Annotated in this window: 23 protein-coding genes; 12 read left to right on the plus strand and 11 right to left on the minus strand. The window is 61.0% G+C overall.

All coding sequences use genetic code 11. The annotated features are described in order from the left end of the window. Nucleotides 1–3 precede the first annotated feature (3 nt). The 3 genes from lpxA to Q6L55_01300 all read left to right on the plus strand — a co-directional run bounded on the left by lpxA (nt 4) and on the right by Q6L55_01300 (nt 3,774). The gene (gene lpxA, locus Q6L55_01290) at nt 4–825 is read left to right on the plus strand and encodes an acyl-ACP--UDP-N-acetylglucosamine O-acyltransferase (GenBank protein MEN9257351.1); all 822 of its coding nucleotides are present in this window, start codon (nt 4–6) and stop codon (nt 823–825) included. Continuing rightward, the gene (lpxB, locus tag Q6L55_01295; protein MEN9257352.1) at nt 806–1,936 is read left to right on the plus strand and encodes a lipid-A-disaccharide synthase; all 1,131 of its coding nucleotides are present in this window, start codon (nt 806–808) and stop codon (nt 1,934–1,936) included. Before lpxA ends, lpxB begins: the two co-directional genes overlap by 20 nt. A 68-nt stretch (nt 1,937–2,004) precedes the next feature. Further along, the gene (locus tag Q6L55_01300; protein MEN9257353.1) at nt 2,005–3,774 is read left to right on the plus strand and encodes a protein kinase; all 1,770 of its coding nucleotides are present in this window, start codon (nt 2,005–2,007) and stop codon (nt 3,772–3,774) included. Here the strand turns inward: Q6L55_01300 and Q6L55_01305 are convergent. Continuing rightward, nucleotides 3,771–3,893, minus strand: coding sequence for a photosystem II protein Y (locus tag Q6L55_01305; protein ID MEN9257354.1), 123 nt, complete (start codon nt 3,891–3,893; stop codon nt 3,771–3,773). The genes Q6L55_01300 and Q6L55_01305 overlap by 4 nt on opposite strands. A 331-nt stretch (nt 3,894–4,224) precedes the next feature. On the opposite strand from Q6L55_01305, the gene Q6L55_01310 reads away from it, so the two are divergent. Further along, complete coding sequence (locus tag Q6L55_01310) at nt 4,225–4,887, plus strand: phosphoribosyltransferase (protein ID MEN9257355.1); 663 nt, start codon at nt 4,225–4,227, stop codon at nt 4,885–4,887. Here Q6L55_01310 and Q6L55_01315 read toward each other — a convergent pair. The 3 genes from Q6L55_01315 to Q6L55_01325 form a co-directional block, all read right to left on the minus strand. Continuing rightward, complete coding sequence (locus Q6L55_01315) at nt 4,884–5,867, minus strand: alpha-ketoacid dehydrogenase subunit beta (GenBank protein MEN9257356.1); 984 nt, start codon at nt 5,865–5,867, stop codon at nt 4,884–4,886. The two genes, Q6L55_01310 and Q6L55_01315, sit on opposite strands and share 4 nt — an antisense overlap. A gap of 9 nt (nt 5,868–5,876) precedes the next feature. Next, nucleotides 5,877–6,911 (minus strand): pyruvate dehydrogenase (acetyl-transferring) E1 component subunit alpha, encoded by a 1,035-nt coding sequence (pdhA, locus tag Q6L55_01320; GenBank protein ID MEN9257357.1) that lies wholly within the window; start codon nt 6,909–6,911, stop codon nt 5,877–5,879. Between the two features lie 85 nt (nt 6,912–6,996). Then, the gene (locus tag Q6L55_01325; GenBank protein MEN9257358.1) at nt 6,997–7,224 is read right to left on the minus strand and encodes a hypothetical protein; all 228 of its coding nucleotides are present in this window, start codon (nt 7,222–7,224) and stop codon (nt 6,997–6,999) included. Between the two features lie 89 nt (nt 7,225–7,313). On the opposite strand from Q6L55_01325, the gene Q6L55_01330 reads away from it, so the two are divergent. The 4 genes from Q6L55_01330 (at nt 7,314) to Q6L55_01345 (ending at nt 11,159) form a co-directional block, all read left to right on the plus strand. Continuing rightward, nucleotides 7,314–7,775, plus strand: a complete 462-nt coding sequence (locus Q6L55_01330) for a phycobiliprotein lyase (protein ID MEN9257359.1) — start codon at nt 7,314–7,316, stop codon at nt 7,773–7,775. A gap of 329 nt (nt 7,776–8,104) precedes the next feature. Continuing rightward, entirely contained in the window at nt 8,105–9,439 is a 1,335-nt protein-coding gene (gene trmFO / locus Q6L55_01335) for an FADH(2)-oxidizing methylenetetrahydrofolate--tRNA-(uracil(54)-C(5))-methyltransferase TrmFO (GenBank protein MEN9257360.1), read from the plus strand. Between the two features lie 34 nt (nt 9,440–9,473). Then, nucleotides 9,474–10,508 (plus strand): S-methyl-5-thioribose-1-phosphate isomerase, encoded by a 1,035-nt coding sequence (mtnA, locus tag Q6L55_01340; protein ID MEN9257361.1) that lies wholly within the window; start codon nt 9,474–9,476, stop codon nt 10,506–10,508. Nucleotides 10,509–10,565: 57 nt separating this feature from the next. After that, entirely contained in the window at nt 10,566–11,159 is a 594-nt protein-coding gene (locus tag Q6L55_01345; protein MEN9257362.1) for a peroxiredoxin, read from the plus strand. A 70-nt stretch (nt 11,160–11,229) separates the two neighbouring features. On the opposite strand, the gene Q6L55_01350 is transcribed toward Q6L55_01345, so the two are convergent. The 7 genes from Q6L55_01350 to Q6L55_01380 form a co-directional block, all read right to left on the minus strand. Beyond that, complete coding sequence (locus Q6L55_01350; GenBank protein ID MEN9257363.1) at nt 11,230–11,853, minus strand: hypothetical protein; 624 nt, start codon at nt 11,851–11,853, stop codon at nt 11,230–11,232. A 90-nt stretch (nt 11,854–11,943) separates the two neighbouring features. Further along, entirely contained in the window at nt 11,944–13,317 is a 1,374-nt protein-coding gene (locus tag Q6L55_01355) for an ATP-binding protein (GenBank protein MEN9257364.1), read from the minus strand. Next, nucleotides 13,318–13,986: a two-component system response regulator RppA gene (gene rppA, locus Q6L55_01360; GenBank protein ID MEN9257365.1), complete on the minus strand. Its 669-nt coding sequence runs from the start codon at nt 13,984–13,986 to the stop codon at nt 13,318–13,320. Between the two features lie 2 nt (nt 13,987–13,988). After that, nucleotides 13,989–14,948 (minus strand): TAXI family TRAP transporter solute-binding subunit, encoded by a 960-nt coding sequence (locus Q6L55_01365; protein ID MEN9257366.1) that lies wholly within the window; start codon nt 14,946–14,948, stop codon nt 13,989–13,991. Further along, the gene (gene bchI / locus Q6L55_01370) at nt 14,933–15,997 is read right to left on the minus strand and encodes a magnesium chelatase ATPase subunit I (protein MEN9257367.1); all 1,065 of its coding nucleotides are present in this window, start codon (nt 15,995–15,997) and stop codon (nt 14,933–14,935) included. The genes Q6L55_01365 and bchI overlap by 16 nt, the downstream gene beginning before the upstream one ends. Before the next feature lie 34 nt (nt 15,998–16,031). After that, on the minus strand, nt 16,032–16,979 hold the full coding sequence (ccsB, locus tag Q6L55_01375; protein ID MEN9257368.1) for a c-type cytochrome biogenesis protein CcsB: 948 nt from the start codon (nt 16,977–16,979) through the stop codon (nt 16,032–16,034). Between the two features lie 32 nt (nt 16,980–17,011). Further along, on the minus strand, nt 17,012–18,121 hold the full coding sequence (locus Q6L55_01380; protein ID MEN9257369.1) for a GTPase: 1,110 nt from the start codon (nt 18,119–18,121) through the stop codon (nt 17,012–17,014). Between the two features lie 67 nt (nt 18,122–18,188). Here Q6L55_01380 and Q6L55_01385 point away from each other — a divergent pair, with 67 nt between their 5' ends. From Q6L55_01385 to Q6L55_01400, 4 genes are all read left to right on the plus strand, one after another. Then, the gene (locus Q6L55_01385; protein ID MEN9257370.1) at nt 18,189–19,310 is read left to right on the plus strand and encodes a tetratricopeptide repeat protein; all 1,122 of its coding nucleotides are present in this window, start codon (nt 18,189–18,191) and stop codon (nt 19,308–19,310) included. A 29-nt stretch (nt 19,311–19,339) separates the two neighbouring features. Then, a complete protein-coding gene (locus Q6L55_01390; protein MEN9257371.1) occupies nt 19,340–19,594 on the plus strand; it encodes a LuxR C-terminal-related transcriptional regulator in 255 nt (84 codons plus the stop codon). After that, entirely contained in the window at nt 19,591–19,848 is a 258-nt protein-coding gene (locus Q6L55_01395; GenBank protein MEN9257372.1) for a hypothetical protein, read from the plus strand. The genes Q6L55_01390 and Q6L55_01395 overlap by 4 nt, the downstream gene beginning before the upstream one ends. A gap of 101 nt (nt 19,849–19,949) precedes the next feature. Beyond that, the gene (locus Q6L55_01400; GenBank protein MEN9257373.1) at nt 19,950–20,138 is read left to right on the plus strand and encodes a hypothetical protein; all 189 of its coding nucleotides are present in this window, start codon (nt 19,950–19,952) and stop codon (nt 20,136–20,138) included.

Raw genomic sequence — 20,138 nt, forward strand, 5'->3', positions numbered from 1 at the left:
AGGGTGGTGCTGATTCACGCAACGGCGGTGGTGCATCCCAAGGCGGAGTTGGACGCAACGGTTCAAGTCGGTCCCTACGCGGTGATCGGCGAACAGGTGCGTATCGGGCCGGGAACGGTGGTGGGTGCCCATGTGGTCATTGACGGGGATACGGTCATCGGGGCCTATAACCGCATCTTTCCGGGGGCGTCCATCGGTCTGGAACCCCAGGATTTGAAGTACACGGGTGCCCCCAGTCGCGTGCGCATCGGTGACCACAATCTCATCCGCGAGTACGTGACCATCAACCGGGCAACAGGGGAAGGGGAAGAAACGGTTATCGGCAACCACAACCTGCTGATGGCCTATGTACACGTGGCCCACAACTGCGTTTTGGAAAACGGCATTGTCATTGCCAATGGGGTGTCCCTGGCGGGGCATGTCCACATCGAGTCCCGGGCGACGATTGGGGGGGTGTTGGGGGTACATCAATTCGTGCGCATCGGACGGCTGGCGATGGTAGGGGGGATGAGTCGGGTGGACCGGGATGTGCCGCCCTATATGTTGGTGGAGGGGCATCCGGCGCGGGTGCGCTCGTTGAACCGGGTGGGCCTGCAACGGGCGGGATTAGCTCAGGGGGAAGAGGGCCAGGCGCTCAAACAGGCGTTTCGGGTGCTGTATCGCTCAGGACTGACCCTGAACCAAGCCCTGGAGCAATTACAGCCCCTGACGGACCAGTACGAAACCCTACGGCACCTGCACCAGTTTTTGGTGGAGTCGCAACAGCCCGGGCGACGGGGGCCAACACCTGGATTGCTGGAGGGGGATGCCCAGGATTCTGATTAGTACGGGGGAGGTCTCCGGCGATTTGCAGGGGGCGTTGCTGATCCAGGCCCTACGGCAACAGCGGCCTGATCTAGAAATTCTCGGCATTGGCGGTCCCCGCATGGCCCAAGCCGGCGCTCGCTTACTGGCAGACACCACCCAGATGGGTTCGATTGGGTTGATCGAACATTTGCCCTTCGTTGTGCCGACGCTGCGTTTGCTCTCCCGGGTGCGGCGTGCGCTGGCGGTCTGTCCCCCGGATGTGGTGGTGTTGATCGACTATGTGGGGTTCAACCTGCCCTTGGCCCGCCTGTGTAAGCCTTGGGGTTGTCCGCTTATTTACTACATCGCCCCCCAGGAGTGGGTCTGGCGCACCACCCACACCAGGAATCTGGTGCGGTTAATTGACCACCTGCTGGCGGTATTTCCCCAGGAGGCCGACTACTACCAAAAGGCGGGGGTGGCGCGGGTGGAATGGGTGGGTCATCCCCTGGTGGACGCCCTAGCCCAGACAGAATCCCGTGTGACGGCCCGGCAAGCCTTGGGAATTGCCCCGGAGCAAAAGGTGGTGGTGCTGCTGCCGGCTTCTCGGCGACAGGAGTTGTGCTATCTGTGGCCAGTGCTGGCAGAAACGGCGCGGCAGTTGCAAAGGCGACAACCGGACCTGGCATTTTGGCTACCGGTGGCCCTGCCCCAATACCAGCCCTATTTGCAAGCCCAGGTGCAGCGCTACGGATTGCGGGTGCAGGTGGTGGAGGACAACCCCCGGCGGGTAATGGCGGCTGCCGATCTGGCCCTGACCAAGTCGGGTACGGTGAATTTGGAGCTGGCCCTGTTGGAGGTCCCCCAGTTGGTGGTCTATCGGGTGAGTCCGGTGACCGCCTGGTTGGCCCGGCATCTGTTGCGTTTTCGCATCAACTATATGTCTCCGGTGAACCTGGTGGCCCAGCAACCGGTTGTGCCGGAATTTCTCCAGGAACAGGCCTGCCCGGAAAACCTGTTGCCGATGGCCCTGGACTATCTGCAAAACCCGGAGCCAGTGCGCCAGCGTTATCAAGTCTTTCGCCAGGCCCTAGGGCCACCCGGTGCCACCCGGCGAGCGGCCCAGGTCATCCTGAGCTATTGCCGTTGAACGCGGATCACTCGGCCGTTTGCCCCCAGGCATTACACTAAAAGTTAAACCCCGTTGCTGGCAAGGTCATGCGTCCCCCGTTGGCAACCCATACGGTTTTACAAAATCGCTACCGGATTGTGCGGGTGCTGGGGCAAGGGGGGTTTGGCCGCACCTATTTGGCCCAGGATTTGAATCGCTTTCACGAGTACTGTGTGCTCAAAGAATTTATGCCCACGCGGGGGGAACCCCACCAAATGGAAAAAGCCAAGGAACTGTTCAAACGGGAGGCGGCGGTGCTCTATCAGTTGCGCCATCCCCAAATTCCCCAATTCCACGCCCTATTTGAGCAGGAGCAGCGCCTGTTTTTGGTGCAGGACTACGTCGAAGGGAAAAATTATCGCACCCTGTTGATGGAGCGCCTACGCCGGGGGCAAACGTTTACCGAGCTGGAAATCCGCGACCTGCTGCGCAAGGTGTTGCCTGTTCTGGACTACATCCATAGCCAGGGGGTGATTCACCGGGATATTTCCCCCGATAATTTAATGCTGCGGCAAAAGGACCAAATGCCGGTGCTGATTGATTTCGGCGTGGTGAAGGATATTGCCAGTCGGTTGCAGGCTTCTGGGGCCACGTCGGTGGGCAAACTGGGTTATGCGCCGTCGGAACAGTTGCAAACCGGTCGGGTGTATCCCGCCAGCGACCTCTATACCCTAGCCGTGACGGCGCTCGTGCTGTTGACCGGTCGGGAACCCCAGGACCTGTACGATGACCGCACCTTGACCTGGCGCTGGCAGGAACAGGTGAGTCTCAGCCCCCAACTGACCCAGGTGTTGCAAAAAATGCTCAGCTACCGTCCCGGCGACCGCTACCAGTCGGCCAAGGAAGTGTTGCAAGCCTTGGGGGAAACCCCCTTGCCCAGTGCAGCCAGCAGTCCCGAACTGCCCCCCGTCAGTCAGGCACCTACGGTGGTGGCCCGGCCCCTGAGTCCGCCGCCCGTTGCTGCTCCTGTGGCCTACAGCGCCCGACCCATGGTGAGTGTTCCCCGCCCCAGCTCCTGGGAGAACCCGATTGTGCTGGCTCTGGTGAGTGTGATCCTCGTGTTGGGCACCGGCACCCTGTCCTGGTTGGTGGTGAGCTGGTTAGTGCAGCGCCCGCCCGCCACACCGCCTGCCTGGGATGCACCAGTTACGACGACCCCTGCGCCGGCGCCCTCACCCACCACGGGAACATCGGCACCGCCCCTGCAATTTGACCTGTCACTGCAAGTGGGCGCCGCAACCCAGCTCGAGCAAACCCTGGCCCCTGGCCAAATGCACGCCTACACCTTTGACCTAGACCGTCCTCGGCAACTGACTATTGAGTTTAGCGGTGACCGACTGACGGGCTTGCTCATTACCCCTGACCAGCGCCGCCTGCCCTTGACAAAGGACTGGCAGAACCAAATCACTCCCGGCGCCTATCGCCTGCAGGTCACCAACCCCACCGATGAGTCCCGTCCCTACCGTTTGCGGTTGCTGCTCCAGGACTTGCCGGCAGCCTCACCCACCTTTGAGGAGGTTCCCATCACCCTTGCCGAGGGGTCCACTCAGACGGAAGTCACCACCAATGTCACCCCTACCCAGGCCAAGCGCTTTTTGTTCACCGCCCCTGCGGGCCAGGAATTGTTGGTGGAGCTGCGCAGTACCGGCATGGCCACCCTCACCTGCCGTACCCCCCATGGACGAACCATCGCCAGCCAGAGCCTGTACTGCACGGTGCAGACTACCGAAGCCGGCACCTATAGTTTTGACATCACCAGCAGCGATGCCACCATGGCCACCCTGGTATTGCAACTACGGTCCCGCCCCGGTGGTTAAGCTTTCCGATTCATCCGTTCCCACTGTTGCAGCGCCGCGCCGGCGATATTAAAGGCCGCCCAACCCGCCGCCACCATCACGGGACCCAACACCACCAAAATCCGCCAATCAAAGTCCATAGGTTCTCACTCCCCCGGCCAACAGCGTTGTCTAGATTTCATTATAGGGTGAACCCCAGGCGGTTTCAGGGCCTAACGGGGGATGGTGCGGCAACGGGGGGTTAACCGTGGCAGCTCCTGGCCCCACCGCCGTCGTCATAGGGCATTTCCGGGGTCATCGCGCCTATAGACTTCCAGGTTGGCCAGGACCGGGTCAAAGCTAGCGTTCATCGTCACCAGAAATCCCAATTGTCAACCACCCCCTGCCCCAGTCCCTATAAGCAGGGACGCTCCAGCCAATTGAGGGAAAAATCTCCTACCTTGGATTCTGGGAGCGTGTTTAGGGATAGCCATGCGGGTTTTTGCCAACCGCACCGCCGCCGGACGGGAACTGGCCCCACATCTCGAAACCTATGCCCATCATCCCCAGGGTTTGGTGCTGGCCTTGCCCCGGGGCGGCGTACCTGTTGGCGCAGAAATCGCCCGGCATCTGCACCTGCCTTTAGACGTGCTCATTGTGCGCAAGTTAGGGGTGCCGGGACAGCCGGAACTGGCCATGGGAGCCATCGGCAACGGCAAGGTCGTACTCTGGCGTAACTTGATTGCCGAACTGGGCATTACCGAGGAAGACATCCAAACCGCCATTGCCCAGGAAACCCAGGAAGCCCAACGGCGGGAGGCCTGTTACCGCGCCGGCTACCCCCCCCTAGACCTGCACGACCGGCTGGTGATTCTGGTGGACGATGGCGTGGCCACCGGCGCCACCATGCTAGTGGCCGTACGGATTGTCCGGGAGCATCAACCGCAGCGACTGGTGGTAGCCACCCCCGTGATTGCCTTAGAGAGTCTGGCCACCCTACGCCGGGAAGCCGACCAGGTGGTTTATCTGATTGCTCCTCTAGACCTAGACGGCATCGGCCTATGGTACGAGGACTTCCGGCAGCTCAGCGACCGGGAGGTGGTCGAGACCTTGGCTCAGGTCAACCGCCTGACCCAACCCCCGCCCCGCTGCTAAATCCTCCCGCGCACCAGGTCCGTCACCGTCTGGACAATCTGTTCCGGCTGCACAATCGTCAGGCGCTCCAGGGTACCGTTGTAGGGGGTAGGGACATCCTGGGACGACAGTCGCACCACCGGCGCATCCAGTTCATCAAACAGGCGCTCCATGATCCCGGCGGCAATCTCCGCCCCAATGCCCCCCGTTTTCATGCACTCCTCCACCACCACCACCCGGTGGGTTTTGCGCACCGACGCCCCAATCGTCTCCCAGTCCAAAGGGCGCAGGGAAATCAGGTCAATCACTTCCGGGTAGATGCCCCGCCGTTCCAGCTCCGGCAAGGCCTGCAACACGTGATGCCGCATCCGCGAGTAGGTCAGGATGGTGACCTCCTCCCCCGGCTGGACCAACTCCGCCTTGTCCAAGGGCAACAGGTACTCCTCCTCCGGAATATCCTGCTTCAAGTTGTAAAGCAGCACATGTTCAAAAAACAGCACCGGATTGTTATCGCGAATCGCCGACTTCAGCAACCCCTTGGCGTTGTAGGGCGTCGAGCAAGCCACAATTTTCAGCCCCGGCACCGCTTGGAAATAGGCCTCCAGACGCTGGGAATGCTCCGCCCCCAACTGCCGTCCTACCCCCCCCGGCCCGCGAATGACGATAGGAATCGTAAAATTCCCCCCCGACGTATAGCGCAACATTCCGGCGTTATTGGCGATCTGGTTAAACGCCAGCAGCAAAAACCCCATATTCATCCCCTCGACGATGGGCCGCAGCCCCGTCATCGCTGCCCCAATCGCCAGCCCCGTAAAACTGTTTTCGCAAATGGGCGTATCCAACAGGCGCAATTCCCCGTACTTCTTGTACAAATCCTTGGTGACCTTATAGGAACCGCCGTAGTGGCCCACATCCTCCCCCAGCACAAACACCCTGGGGTCCCGTTCCATCTCCTCGTCAATGGCCGACCGCAGGGCATTGAACATAAACATCTCGGCCATGGTTACGCCTCAGTCCTCCGCATAGACATAACGCCACAGCTCATCCGGCGACGGCTCAGGACTTTGTTCTGCAAAAGCGACTGCATCCTCCACGATTTGCTTGACCTTTTGGTGAATCGCCTGCAGGTCCTGGTTGGTGGCCAACTCCTGTTCTACCAAAAAGCTCCCCAAGCGTTTGATGGGATCGCGGCTCAGCCAGAATTCTTTTTCCTCCTTACTGCGCAGTTCATCTGGGTCCGCCAGGGAATGCCCCCGGAACCGGTAAGTGAGCGCTTCAATCAGCGTAGGACCTTCCCCTAGCCGTGCCCGGGCTACTGCTTCCCGCGCCACTTCCCGCACCGCCAGCACATCCATCCCGTCCACCTCCACCCCCACCATATTGAACACACTGGCCTTTTTATAAATGTGGGGGTCAGATGTGGCGCGCTGATGGGCCATCCCAATCGCCCATTGGTTGTTTTCCACCACAAAAATGATGGGCAACCTCCACAGAGCTGCCATGTTCAACGTCTCAAAAAACTGACCGTTGTTGCAGGCCCCATCGCCGAAAAAGCAAGCCGTCACCTCATCCGCCTGGGTATCCCCCAACACCTCCCGCCGATATTTAGTTTGAAACGCCGCCCCCGCTGCCACCGGAATCCCCTCCGCCACGAAGGCATAGCCCCCCAAAAACCGTTGCCGCGCCGAAAACAGGTGCATAGAACCGCCCCGCCCCTTGCTGCAACCTGTGACCTTGCCAAAGAGTTCCGCCATCACCTCCCGGGGAGAAACACCGGCGCTCAGGGCGTGCACATGGTCCCGGTAGGTACTGCACACATAATCAATACCCGGTCGGAGCGCCCCTTTGATCACCCCCGTCGAGACCGCCTCCTGCCCGTTGTAAAGGTGCACAAAGCCAAACATCTTGCCCCGGTAGTACATCTCGGCGCACTTGTCCTCGAACGTCCGCCCTAACACCATGTCCTCATAAAGCAGCAGCCCCTCTTCCCGGGTCAGGTGCACCGTTGCGGGGGAAAACGTGGGCAAGGGACGTTCCTGAACCATGGGCCAACCCCACCAGAGACAAACCGATGGCAAAGAGTATTTTGTAGAATACTCCCGAAGGGGGGACGACGGCAAGGTTGGCGGGCTAGTCCTCCAATAAGATCACCCCTTGACTGACCTGGTCCATCAACTGATTGAGTAATTCCAGCTCCTGGGGCGTCACCCGACTGTTTTCACGCACCTTGGCCCGGATATCCTCCCACTCCCGCCGGGACAGTCGACCGTCGCGGGTCACCCGGTCAATCAAATCCGCCAACTCCGCCAGGGATTGCTTTTCTTCGGGTGTTAGGGCCGTTTCACCGCTGATTTGCATCCTGCCTCCCCCTAGGAACACCACGCCCACACCATAGCACAGCAGCCCCCCAGAAAAAGTTATCCACGCCGCACTAGGATGGAAGTGTTATGGAACTGTGCTTCAACGACCTGGCCCAATTACTCCAACATCACCTGGGCACCTGGGTGTGTCAACGCACCCGCTTTTATCTCAACGGTGCCCCGGTCAACCACGGCAAGGCGCAACTGCAGGTGACGGGTCTTACACCCAATGTCCCCCATGCTTTAGGCCTGGTACTGAGCTGGACAGAAAACGACCGACCGGTGGGCCGAACCACCCTGGCCTTTGACCCGGACTCGCCCCGTTTTTGGCACTACCCCGGCGACCGCCCCCCCACCTTAGGGCATTACACCTGGCAACCGGACGGCGTCTTGGAACTCACGCTGCCCCTGGCAGAAAACACCCACGTCTACGAACGCCTGTGGTTTGCTGCCCCCAACCTGCGCCTGCGGACGGTGTTGGTGCGCAACGACCAAGGATTGATAGCCGCATCGTTTTACTCGGACATTCGCCGGCTCAACGCCCACTGACCTCCCACAGCCAGGCCGCTGCTGCCGCCACCACATTCACCACCGGCAACCAGGCACTGTAAAAGGCTCCCCGTGCCCAGCACCACCGCCAACCCCCTACTCCCCGGCAACGTCCACACCGCCACAGCCAACACCCGCCGGGCCAGAGCTGGCAGCAGAACCCTCAGGACCCCACCTACAGAACCATCATTCCGGATAGAGTCGCAGCCGCTGCATCCGCCCCGAACCGACGAAAGCACCTCAGATAACCAACCGCATCGCAAGTTTTTTACTGGCAAAACCCTTCCATTTGAGTAGGATCAGACAACAGGTTGATAGCAGGGCAGTCCATGACTACAACGCCGATTCAGGTCATTGGCGGTGGGTTGGCGGGTACAGAAGCGGCCTGGCAGATTGCCCAGGCGGGGGTACCGGTGACCCTGTGGGAAATGCGCCCCGGCAAATCCACACCGGCCCACCACACGGGCGAACTGGCGGAATTGGTGTGCAGCAACTCCTTTGGGGCGCGGGCCATTGACCGGGCGACGGGCCTGTTGCACCAGGAACTGCGAGAACTAGGGTCGCTGGTGATCCGGGTGGCGGATGAACAGGCGGTACCGGCGGGGGGAGCCTTGGCGGTGGACCGGGTGCAATTTAGCCGCGCCTTGACCGAGCGCATTAGCCAACATCCCCTAATTACCCTGCGCCGGGAAGAAGCGCAAGACATTCCCCCTGGCGTTGTGGTCTTGGCAACCGGACCCTTGACCAGTCCGGCTTTGGCCGCGCGGCTGCAACAGCTCACCGGTCAGGCGTACCTCAGTTTTTTTGACGCCGCCAGTCCCATCGTTTTGGGGGAATCCATCAACCGCGACATTGCTTTTCTGGCCAGCCGCTACGACAAGGGGGAAGCCGCCTACCTCAATTGCCCCATGAACCAGGCCGAATACGAGCGGTTTTGGCAAGCCCTGGTGACCGCCGAACAGGCCCCCCTCAAAGAATTTGAGCAGGAAGAAAAAAAATTTTTTGAGGCCTGTTTACCGGTGGAGGAGCTGGCGCGGCGGGGCAAAGATACCCTGCGGTTTGGGCCGTTGAAACCGGTAGGCTTACGGGACCCCCGACGTCCCCAGGAACGGCTCTATGCCGTGGTGCAACTGCGCCCTGAGGACCGGGAAGGCCGCCTATGGAACCTGGTGGGGTTTCAAACCAATTTGCGCTGGGGAGAGCAACAGCGCGTCTTTCGTTTGATTCCGGGGCTGGAGCAGGCGGAATTCGTGCGCTACGGCGTCATGCACCGTAACACCTTTCTCAATGCCCCCAAACTGCTCCAGGCCACCCTCCAGTTCCGGGATTACCCCCACCTGTTTGCCGCCGGGCAATTGACCGGTACGGAAGGATATGCCGCGGCCGTAGCCGGGGGTTGGCTGGCGGGCACCAATGCAGTGCGTTTCCTGCGGGGTTTGCCCCTGCTGACCTTGCCGCCGACCACCATGATGGGGGCGCTGTTTCACTTCATCAGTACGGCTGCGCCGGCCCATTTCCAACCTATGCCCCCCAACTTCGGCATCCTGCCGCCTTTGCACCCGCCGGTCAAATCCAAGACCACGCGCTACCAGGCCTACAGTCAGCGGGCATTGCAGGACCTGGCCGCCTGGCGACAGGGGACAACCGTTGCCCCTTGCCCCTAGACTGATAAAGTGACCCGACACAGCGACAAATGCCATGACCATCCTCCCGGTGGCCTGGGCCTACGACCATGTACGCCTGATTGACCAAAACCGCCTGCCTTTAGAACTCACCTACGTGGAAATCCGGCGGGCACTGGATATGGTGACCGCCATTCAGACCATGATGGTGCGGGGGGCACCGGCGATTGGGATCGCGGCTGCCTTTGCCTTGGCCCTGGCCGCCCAGGAGGTTCAAACCGACGACCGCCAGGAATTTTTAGAGCATTTAGAAAGCGTGGCCCAGGCCCTGCGCCAGACCCGCCCGACGGCTATTAACCTGTTTTGGGCCATTGATCAGATGCTGAATACGGCGCGGCAGACGGTAGGACCGGTGAGGTTTCTCAAGGAAAAGCTGGTGGAGACAGCCCAAGGCCTAGCCGTGGATGAGTACAACACCTGTGTGCGTATTGGCGAACACGGTCTGGCCTGCCTGCCAACGCAACCCCAGCGCTTGACCCTGATGACCTACTGCAATGCCGGTGCCCTGGCGACGGTGGGCTATGGGACGGCCTTGGGGGTGGTACGGGCAGCCCACGCGGTCCAACGGCTGCTCCAGGTCTACGTGTGCGAAACCCGCCCGCGCCTGCAAGGTGCCCGCCTGACGGCCTGGGAATGTGTGCAAGAAGGCATCCCTGCTGTTCTCATCACCGACAACATGGCCGGCTACTGCATGGCCAAGGGCCTGATTGATGCCGTGGTGGTGGGCGCCGACCGGATTGCCCGCAACGGGGACACCGCCAACAAAATCGGTACCTATACCCTGGCGGTGCTGGCCCACGTGCATCAGATTCCCTTTTATGTGGCTGCCCCCCTGTCGAGCGTGGACTGGACCATGGATGACGGCTCCCAAATCCCCATCGAGGAACGGGATATTGACGAGGTCTACCGCATCGGCGAGCAGTGGCTGACGGCTCCGGGGGTGGAGGTCTTTAACCCCGCTTTTGATATCACCCCCGCCCGCTACATCACCGGCATCATCACCGAGCGGGGCGTCGTCCCCCCCGACCAGCTCCACCACCTCCAACCCTAAACTCAAAATCGTTACGAGTATGATATAGTCGTAGGTGTTGTGACTGGAGGTTGTGGTATGGAAGGGTGTTTGCAAGTGGGGCAAATGGCGCCCGATTTTGAGGCGACGGCAGTGGTGGACATGGAGTTCAAGACCATTCGCCTGTCGGACTACCGGGGCAAAAAGTATGTGGTTTTGTTCTTTTACCCCCTGGACTTTACCTTTGTCTGTCCTACGGAGTTGACGTCGTTGAGTGACCGCTACGACGACTTTGCTAAGTTGGACACGGAAATTTTGGGGGTGTCGGTGGACAGTCAGTTCACCCACCTGGCCTGGATCCAGACGGACCGCAAAGATGGGGGGGTGGGCGAGCTGCGCTATCCCCTGGTTGCGGACTTGAAGAAAACCATCAGCCAAGCCTACAACGTGTTGACACCAGAGGGGGTGGCCCTGCGGGGGTTGTTCATCATTGACAAGCAGGGGATTATCCAGCACGCCACCATCAACAACTTGGCCTTTGGGCGGAATGTGGACGAAATTTTGCGCACCCTGCAGGCGATTCAGTATGTGCAGAGCCACCCGGACGAAGTCTGCCCGGCTAACTGGAAGCCTGGCGACCGCACCATGGTGCCCGACCCGGTGAAGGCCAAGGAATACTTCGCGGCGGTGTAGGACCCTAACCGGTTTCTCCAGATCTCCAGGAAACCCCCGGCCGACACCGGGGGCGTTTTTGTGGAGTTTCCTAGAATCCCCGCTCAGCCTGCATGAGGTGGCGACTGGCTTTCAGGAGTTGCACGGCTGCCCGGTTCTGGGCTAAGTCCGCGATGGTGGGGGTAGCCGTGGCTCCAGGATTGATCGGTCGCGCCAATTGACGGGCTTGGTTCACCAGGGCGGTGATGGTGGCGTCGTTGCTGCGGAAGATACTCATTTCCGCTTCCGTGCGCAGGAGTTCCCGGCTGACCTGGAAGGGGGCGTCGTAGTAGCTACGGGACAAGCCATCCAGGACTTGACCGCTGCGGGCTTCCCCCAAGTTGCGGGCGGCTTCGTAAAGACGGGTAGCTGCTTTGGCGGTTTCCCGGGCCTGGAAGTAACGACCGTTTTGCTGGTGTTGCTGGGCCAAGGTCAAGTAGCGGTCCGCCAAACGCAACAACTCGGCATCGGACTGGGGAAAAGCTCGGGCCTGGTTGGCTTGATACTGGGCTTTGGCCAGGTCGCGGATAACCGCTCTGGCTTCCCGCTCCGGTCGCGCCTGGGCCTGCACAAAGGGGGCATGGGGCCGCCGCCAAAGGGGGCTAGCCGTTGCCGGTGACGTCATCGCCAGGGGCACCACAGTTCCCACCAGCAACCAAAACAGATGTTTTTGCATGGTACTTGCTCCTTTTTCTATCAACTGCCCGTGGTGTCATCCACTAATAGGGACAATAGCGAAGGCAGATGACGGAAAAATGACAGTCCCCTAGGAGGCCACAGGAAGCCGGACCGTAAAGGTGGTGCCTTGGTTGATTTGGCTGTCTACTGTGATGGTGCCGCCGTGTAACTCCACGATCTGGCGCACGATGGCCAGGCCCAGTCCCGAACCGCTAATGCCCCGTTGTCGCACCCGTTCATCCCGATAGAAGTACTCAAAGATGTGGGGCAGGGCCTCCGGGCTGATGCCCATGCCGTCGTCGGCCACCGTCAATACCGCCTGCTGGTCCTGCCGTTGGAGAGCCAGACGAATGTGGCCCCCCACCGGTGTGTAGCGATAGGCATTGCTCAACAGGTTCATCACCACTTGCCGCAGCAGGTCCGGGTCCCCCCACACGTACAGGGGCTGCTCCGGGGTTGCCAGGGTCAGGTGGTGGGAAGAACCCTGGGTGGCCTGCCAAGTTTGGTTCACCTGTTGCAAGAGGTGTCCCATCTCCACTCGGGTTGTCCTGGTGAGGGTCGCGGCGTTCTCGTGGCGGGCCAGAAAAAGCAAATCCCCCACCAATTGCCCCATGTCCTTGGCTAAGGTCGCCACCTTTTCGAGGCGGGCCAGGGCCTGGTCCGGGGATTGCTGCCCTAGCATGACACCCACCTGGGCGTGGCTCAGGATGGCGGCCAGGGGCGCCCGCAGTTCGTGGGAAGCCTGGGCGGTGAAACGGGACAGACGCTCGCAGGCCGCCTGCAACTGTTGATTGGCCGTCGCTAATTGGGATTCCCGCGTTTGTAGTTCCCGGTAGAGCTGGCGAAAGAGGGATAGGGCCAACCCGCCGCTGGTGAACCCCACGATAATGGCCCCCAACCCCAGCCAGTGGGACCACTGCTGTCGCTGCTCCAGCTGCTGTTGGCGCTGTTGTACCAGGGTGGCCTGTTCCAGCAAAAAACCATTGAGCAGGGCGCGGGTACGGTCCATCTGTTGTTTGGTTGCCTCCAGGGACCCTTGACCGCCGGCGGTGATCAGGGTCCGCTCCAGCAAGGCAAAGGTTTGGGCAACAGCGCGGTGCAAGTCCTGGACACGACGGGCCTGCGGCGGATTGTCGCTCACCAGAATGTCCAGGTTTTCCAAGGTCAGGGGCCATTGTTGGACCGCTGTATGATACGGCTCTAAAAATCCGGGTCGGCGGGTCAACAGGTATCCCCGGACGGCCGTTTCCGCATCCAAAAGATGGTTAAGCAGATCCCGTCCTTCCAGATGGACCCGCTGGCTGGCGACCACCCACCGTTCGTAATCCCGCAGGGAAAAGTTAACCCAGGCCAATCCCCCAACCGCGGTCACCAGGCTCAGCACCGGCAGGGCAATGATCACCCAGCCCCGGTGGAACGGGGGTAGGGCCGACCAACCTTGCCACAGGCGTTGCCACCCCATTTACAGCCGTAGGCGATAGCCCACCCCGTACACCGTTTCGATCAAGTCAGCCCCCTCCAGTTCGGCCAACCGCAACCGCAGGCGGCGGATTTGGGCACTCACGGCATTGCTTTCCGGTTGCCGGTCCCACTCCCACAAATTCAGCTCCAGTTGTTCCCGGCTGAGCACCTGCTGAGGGTGCCGGAAAAAATACTCTAGAAATTGGTACTCCCGCGCCGAGAGGGTGATGCATCGGTCGCCGCGCCGCAGGGTCATGGTAGGGCCGTCGAGTGCCCAATCCCCCACCACCAGTTGGTCGCCCTGCCACCGGGGAGAGCGTCGTCCCAAGGCTCGCACCCGCGCTAACAACTCCTCCAGGTCCACGGGTTTCACCAGGTAATCATCCGCCCCCGCATCCAGACCCATCACTTTGTCCTGGGTGGTGTCCTTGGCCGTTAGCAGGAGAATCGGTGCCCCTTTTCCCTGTTGCCGATAGGACTGACACAGTTCGATGCCGCTGACCTGGGGCAGCATCCAATCCAAAATAAGCAGGTCGTAGTCCTTTTCCCCCAACAACCACTGGGCCGTCGGACCGTCACCCACCCCATCCACCAAATGGCCGACATGGGTGAGGGCAGTCCACAAGGGTTCCCGCTGTTCCGGATCGTCCTCCACCAATAAAATGCGCATGGCTATCGCCGCAACCGGGACAGGTACTGCTCGACGCCGGGATGATAGGTCAACCCCCTGACCAGGGCTTCCTGCCGCCGGTCCAGGGTCAACAACGCCCAAAAGGGGTCCGCTTGCCGTAGGACCTGCTGCTGTTGGGCCAGCACCTGGGTCAGGCGATACACCAAGGGCTGGGGCAAGGAACGCCGCACAAAGAGGCAAGCCCCGGTCGCCAGGGTGGTCACGGGACGGGTCTGCCAGGGATAGGTGCGGGCCGCAAGGGACTTGAGTTGGTATAAAGCCGCCGCCTCTGGAAAACCCTTTTTCCCCTGGTCCAAGGGCACCAGTTGCACCGGCGCCTGGGCGGGTATTTGCCGCAGTTGGGGCGCACCCACCCCTGCCGTCACAAACAGGGCGTCCAATCTCCCCCCCAGCAAATCCCGAATCCCCTGGCCAATTTCTCCCGTGATCAGCCGCTCCCGGGTCACGTCCATATCCGCCATCTGCAGCACCAGCAAAGCACTGACATAGGTGCCCGAATCCACCGGTCCCACGCCGATGCGTTTCCCCCGCAGTTGCCCCAGGGAGCGAATCCCCGGCCGCACCAGTAGATGCACCAGCTCCTCGTTCACCGGACCGATGACCGCCAAGTTATCCACCAGGGTGCGCTGGGGGACCCTAAGGTTTTTGAACAACACAAACGCATCCGTTTGGGCCAGCGCCAAGTCCGCCTGATCCTGGGCCAGTTGTTCCAAATTATACAAAGACCCCGGCGATTCCTTGACCACCACCGTAAAACCCTGGGGCTGCAACACCCGGCGCAGGGCCTGTCCCGCCCGTTCATACAAACTGCCTGGGCGCGCCGTGAGTAACGTCAAGGTGGTGGGTTTTTGTCCCCTGCCCATCAATGGCGCCAGGGAGATCACCAGGCTGGCAGCCAGTCCCCCCAGCAACCAGCGGCGTTGGATCAGGGGTCGGCCCACTGGAAAACCTCCTTGGCCACCTGCATCACCCGGTACCCGGAATCCACCGACTCCAGGGGGTCTTTGCGCAAACGGTGTCGCAGGCATAACACCAGAACCCGACGGATGTCCTCTTCAGTGACCAACGTCCGTCCCTCCCAGGCCGCTAGCGCCTTGGCAGCCCGGTTGGTGACAATATCCCCCCGCAGCCCGTCCACATCTAACGCCGCGCACACCTGGGAAATCTTCACCCGCAGGTCGTAATCAATCTGCACCTGGGGAAGTAGTTCTCGCGCCCGCACGATCTGCGCCCGCAATTGTTCCTGCTGCTCCCGGTACTGCTCCAGAAAACCCCAGGGGTCCCGGTCAAAGGCCGTCCGTTGCTCCACTATTTGTACCCGCAAAGCTGGGTCCTTCACTGTGCGAATCTCCGCGTGCATGCCAAACCGGTCCAGCAATTGGGGCCGCAATTCCCCTTCCTCCGGGTTGCCCGAACCCACCAGTACAAACCGGGCCGGGTGACGCAGGGAAATCCCCTCCCGTTCCACCGTGTTCCAACCCGAGGCCGCTGCATCCAACAGCACATCCACCAGATGGTCGTCCAGCAGGTTCACCTCGTCCACATACAAAATCCCCCGGTTGGCCCGCGCCAGCAATCCCGGTTCAAAGGCCCGGATGCCCTCGGTGAGCGCCTTTTCGATGTCAATCGTGCCGCAGACCCGGTCCTCCGTCGCCCCCAAAGGCAAGTCCACCATGGGCACTTTTTTGAGCACCACCCGCAGGGGTTCCCCCCGCTCCTTGGCCTGACGTACTGTGTCGGCCATCAACTCCGGGTCATCCGGGTCCGAGTTAAAGGGGTCCCCCTCCACCACCCGGATTTCCGGCAAGACATCCACCAGCGCCCGGATGGTGGTAGATTTGCCCGTGCCCCGGTCCCCCATGATCATCACCCCGCCGATTTTGGGGTCAATCACATTCAGCAGTAGCGCCAGTTTCATTTCCTCCTGGCCGACGATGGCGCTGAAGGGAAACACCGGACGGTTCAGGGGACGGGTAGCCGTTGCAACCATAGCCGCAGCCTCACTCACCCTGTTTATTGTGCCATTACCAGAACCAGCCGTAGCTGTGCAGCCCCTTGCCCAGGACATTTACCCCCAGGTAGCACACCCAGACTACCGCAAACCCCACCGTGGCTAAGACCGCCGGCCGCCGGCCCTGCCATCCCCGGGTAATGCGGGCGTGCAGATAGGCGGCGTACACCAACCAGGTAATCAAGGCCCAGGTTTCCTTGGGGTCCCAGCTCCAGGGCGCCCCCCAGGCCTCGTTGGCCCACACCGCCCCGGAAATGATCCCCACCGTCAACAGAGGAAACCCCAAACCGATGACCCGATAGCTAAGGTTGTCCAGGGTTTCCGCTAGGGTTAGTTGCTCCGGTGTTAGGGCCACCACCGGTCGGGTCAGCAGCCCAGTATTACCCTTCTCCTGGGGTAGGGATGGGGATACCGGCTGAACACGGTAGGCACCGCTCCCGACTGAACTGCCCCGCAGGGGGATGGCCTGCCCCCGGGTGACCAGCAAAAAGGCCAGGGCCAGCAGGGAACCCACCAACAGCGCCCCGTAGGCCAGCATCATCACCGAGACATGCATCATCAGCCAGTTGGATTTCAGGGCCGGTACTAAAGGGGCCGAACGTTGCATCTGGGGCGGTAGAGACAGGGTGGCCAAGGCCGTTACCCCCGCTGCTACCGGTGCCGTCATCACCCCCACCCAGCCACTTTGGCTCCAGCGTTCCGCCAGCAGGTGAAACGTGGTGATGCCCCAGGCCAAAAAAAAGAGGGATTCGTACAAGTTGCTCAGGGGAAAATAGCCGGCCTCCAGCCAACGGGCCAGCAAGAGAGCTGCCGTCGTGCCGTTGGCCAACACCATCCCCGTCGTTCCCCAAGCCAGCAGGTTTTGGCCAAAGGCCAGGTTCGTCCAGTAAACCAATGTGGTCCCCAGCAACAGGATAAAGGCCGCATTATCCAACCAATTTTGTAAAACCACCAAATTCATCGCGTTTTTCATTCCGGCGGCAATGTTTTCTATTATGACAGGTTACCCACCAACTGCAGGCAATGGCTCACCCAGGCATGCCACGGGGTGCCGGGCGTGAGTTGCTGCTGGATGCGCCGGAGTAAACACCAGGGTCCATCCATGGCCCAGGTCGCCCCTTGACACAGATAGCGCCGCGCCACCCGCTGTACACCGTAGGCCGTTAGGCCCCCCCAGAATCCTCCCCCCAGGGCAACCAGTCCTTCTCCGTCAGGGATGAACCCACTCCCGAACGCTACCAGGGTACTGCTCAAGCCCAGCGCCAGCACCAATTTCTCCAGGCCATAGGGGGTCAGGGGCAACCGGTAGCAACGGCTCAGCCACAAAACGGCCCCCACATCGGCCAGCCATGAGACCGCCAGTTTCAGCCCTAGCCCCGGTGTCAAGGTGACGACTAGCGCCTTGAGCAGCAGGGGCCACCAGGGCAGCGGCGCTTGTTGCTTTTGCGCGATCCATTCCCGTTCCCGCCGGGCCATCCACAACAGGCGGTTCACACAAGTCAGAGCAGTCCGCTGTTGCCATGCCTCTGCCAACAGGGTTTGGACAGGGCCGACATCCACCGGCAAGGGCACGGCCTGGGTTTCCACCCGCCCGTCCGGCCACTGGAGACGGACCGGTTGGGTCACCGGAAACAGCCGCACCACTGCTGTGGCCAGGCAGTTGGCCGTAGGGGGCGGGGGTACCGGCGGTTCACCACTGCTCCAGGGGAGAACCCGAATCACCGGACGGCCCCAATCCCGCAACTGTTGGGCCAATTCTGGAGGCAGCTGGGGCGATGTCACCCACAGACATAGCTCTGCCGAGGCCAGCGCCTCCTGAATTAGAGCAGATCGTTCTGGCGTCCACCCCGGCGTGTCGGTCCACAAAATGGGGGGATCAGCAGTCAACACCCTCACCGGCCAGGCGGTCGGTCCGGTGGGCACAGGCAAGGGGTGGACCAGATGGCGCAACAGGGTAGATTTGCCCACCCCCGGCAGCCCGACAATCACCACCGACCAATAGGGGGTGGTCCCTAGGCTCAGCGCTCCCAGGGGTTCCCGCCGGCGTTGCCAATAGCGTTCGCTGCGGGCCTGGAGGTCCTGCCAAAAGGCTGTGGAGTCCATTCGGTTGCCTTCTGTCTGGCGGTCATTGTATCCTGGGTTGCCAACTGCCATATCCAAAACACACCCTATGTTTCTGCCGTATTCGGGGCTGTCGGGTGCGGTAGCCGCAGCAGCGACGGTATCTTTGGCCCAGGTGGCTCCAGACCAGACGGTTGTGCCCCTATTGCGCCAAGGACGGGAGCGGATACGCCAGGGAGATTGGGCCGCCGCCTTAGCAGTGTACCAACAGCTAGCCGAACGCACCCCCAACAACGGCGCTGTTTGGGCCACCCTGGGTTACCTGCACCGGCAACTGGGGGATGGACCAGCGGCACTACAGGCCTATCAGCAAGCCGTACGTTTACAGCCCCAAAACCTGGACTATCTCAACGCTCTGGCGCGGGTGCAAGCGGAGTTAGGGGAATGGCAACAGGCGGCTACCACCTATGCCCGCAGCCTACGGGTCAATCCCCGCCAAGTGACGGCCTACCTGGGGTTAGCGGCGGTGCAGGAACGGTTGGGACAACCCCAGGCCGCCCTGGCAACCCTAGCCCGGGGGTTAGCCCACCAGCCCCAATCGGTCCCCCTACTGGAGGCCCAGGGACGGCTCTGGCTACACCTGAATCAACCCCAACCCGCCCTGGAAGCCCTCACCCGCGCCGCCCAACTAGCTCCCCGCGATAGGGGGATTCAACGGCTGATTGCTCTAGGGCGGGCCATGCAGGGGGACCTTCCCCAAGCCAAATATCTGCTGAGCCAAGCCCTGGCGCTACAGCCCCAAGACGCAGAGATGTACTTTCAACTGGCCCGTTTACAGGAAATCGGCGGGGACATTGCCGGCGCTATTGCCACCTACACACAGGCTGCCCAACTACAACCCGCCCGCGCCTACATGCACCTGGGCCAGTTGTATATGCAGCAGCAAAAGTGGGACCAGGCCATTGCCGCCTACCGCGAAGTGGTGCACCGAGAACCAGAACTGGCCCTGGCCCATCACCAACTGGGATTGGCCCTATACCAGCAAAAACGCTATGCCGAAGCCGAAAGTGCCCTGCAAACCGCCCATCGCCTCTACCGCCAGCAGAACCATCCTGCGGGGGTCAGTCAGGTGGAGGCCCTTTTGGAGCAAATCCGGCAACCTGCCAAATCCAAAATGAAACCGAATAAAACCGCTGAACCGCCTCCCCCTTTGCCCTATGATGGATATTGAGTATAAATATCAGCTATGGCAAGGGGACTATGGTGAACCGTCCAACCCAACGTCAGCCAGTGTTATCGGAGCGGGAAATGGAGATTGTGGCGCTGGTGGCTGCCGGGCTAAAAAACCAAGAAATCGCCCAGCGCCTGGAAATCAGCAAGCGCACGGTGGATAACCACATCAGCAACATCCTCACCAAAACCGCCACGGAAAACCGAGTGGCCCTGGTGCGGTGGGCTTTACAATCCGGTAAAGTGTGCGTGGACGGGGTGAACTGCTGTCTGTTGCCAGAATGACGGAACGGACGTTTTACCAACCGGAGTTACCCCTGGGGGTGTACCGGGAGCTGGCGGCCCACTGTGGAGTATTCGGGATAGAAACCATCCTGATCCCCCAGTTTTTACCCTTTGCCTACGAGCACAGCCAGGTGGCGGGCATCACCTGTCGCTGGCAGACCCCGGAACAGGAACAACGTCTGACCCAGATCCTGGATTACTACGCCCAGCGCTACCAACGCCCCTGGCGAGAAACCCTCACAGCAAGTAACTAAAGATCACCGGCTTGTTAAGCTTGATAAAGACACCCGCAATACTGCTTGGGGATTGTGTTAACGTAGCAGGCGTTGTCGGTATCCAACTGAGGGACACAAGGATGACTCCCCATTCGACGCTGCGGGAAGACCTCCGGGATTACGTTGCCCATCTCCAGGTGCACATGGCTTTGCAGTTTCGCAATCTGGTGCCGCCGGTGTCGCCCCAGAGTCAAGATGGGCGGGAGCGAATGCTGGGCCAGACCCAGGCGGATTTAGAAAAACTCATCTCCCGGCAGATGCTGGGGTAG

The organism is Gloeomargarita sp. SRBZ-1_bins_9, assembly GCA_039794565.1.
Classification (GTDB): domain Bacteria; phylum Cyanobacteriota; class Cyanobacteriia; order Gloeomargaritales; family Gloeomargaritaceae; genus Gloeomargarita.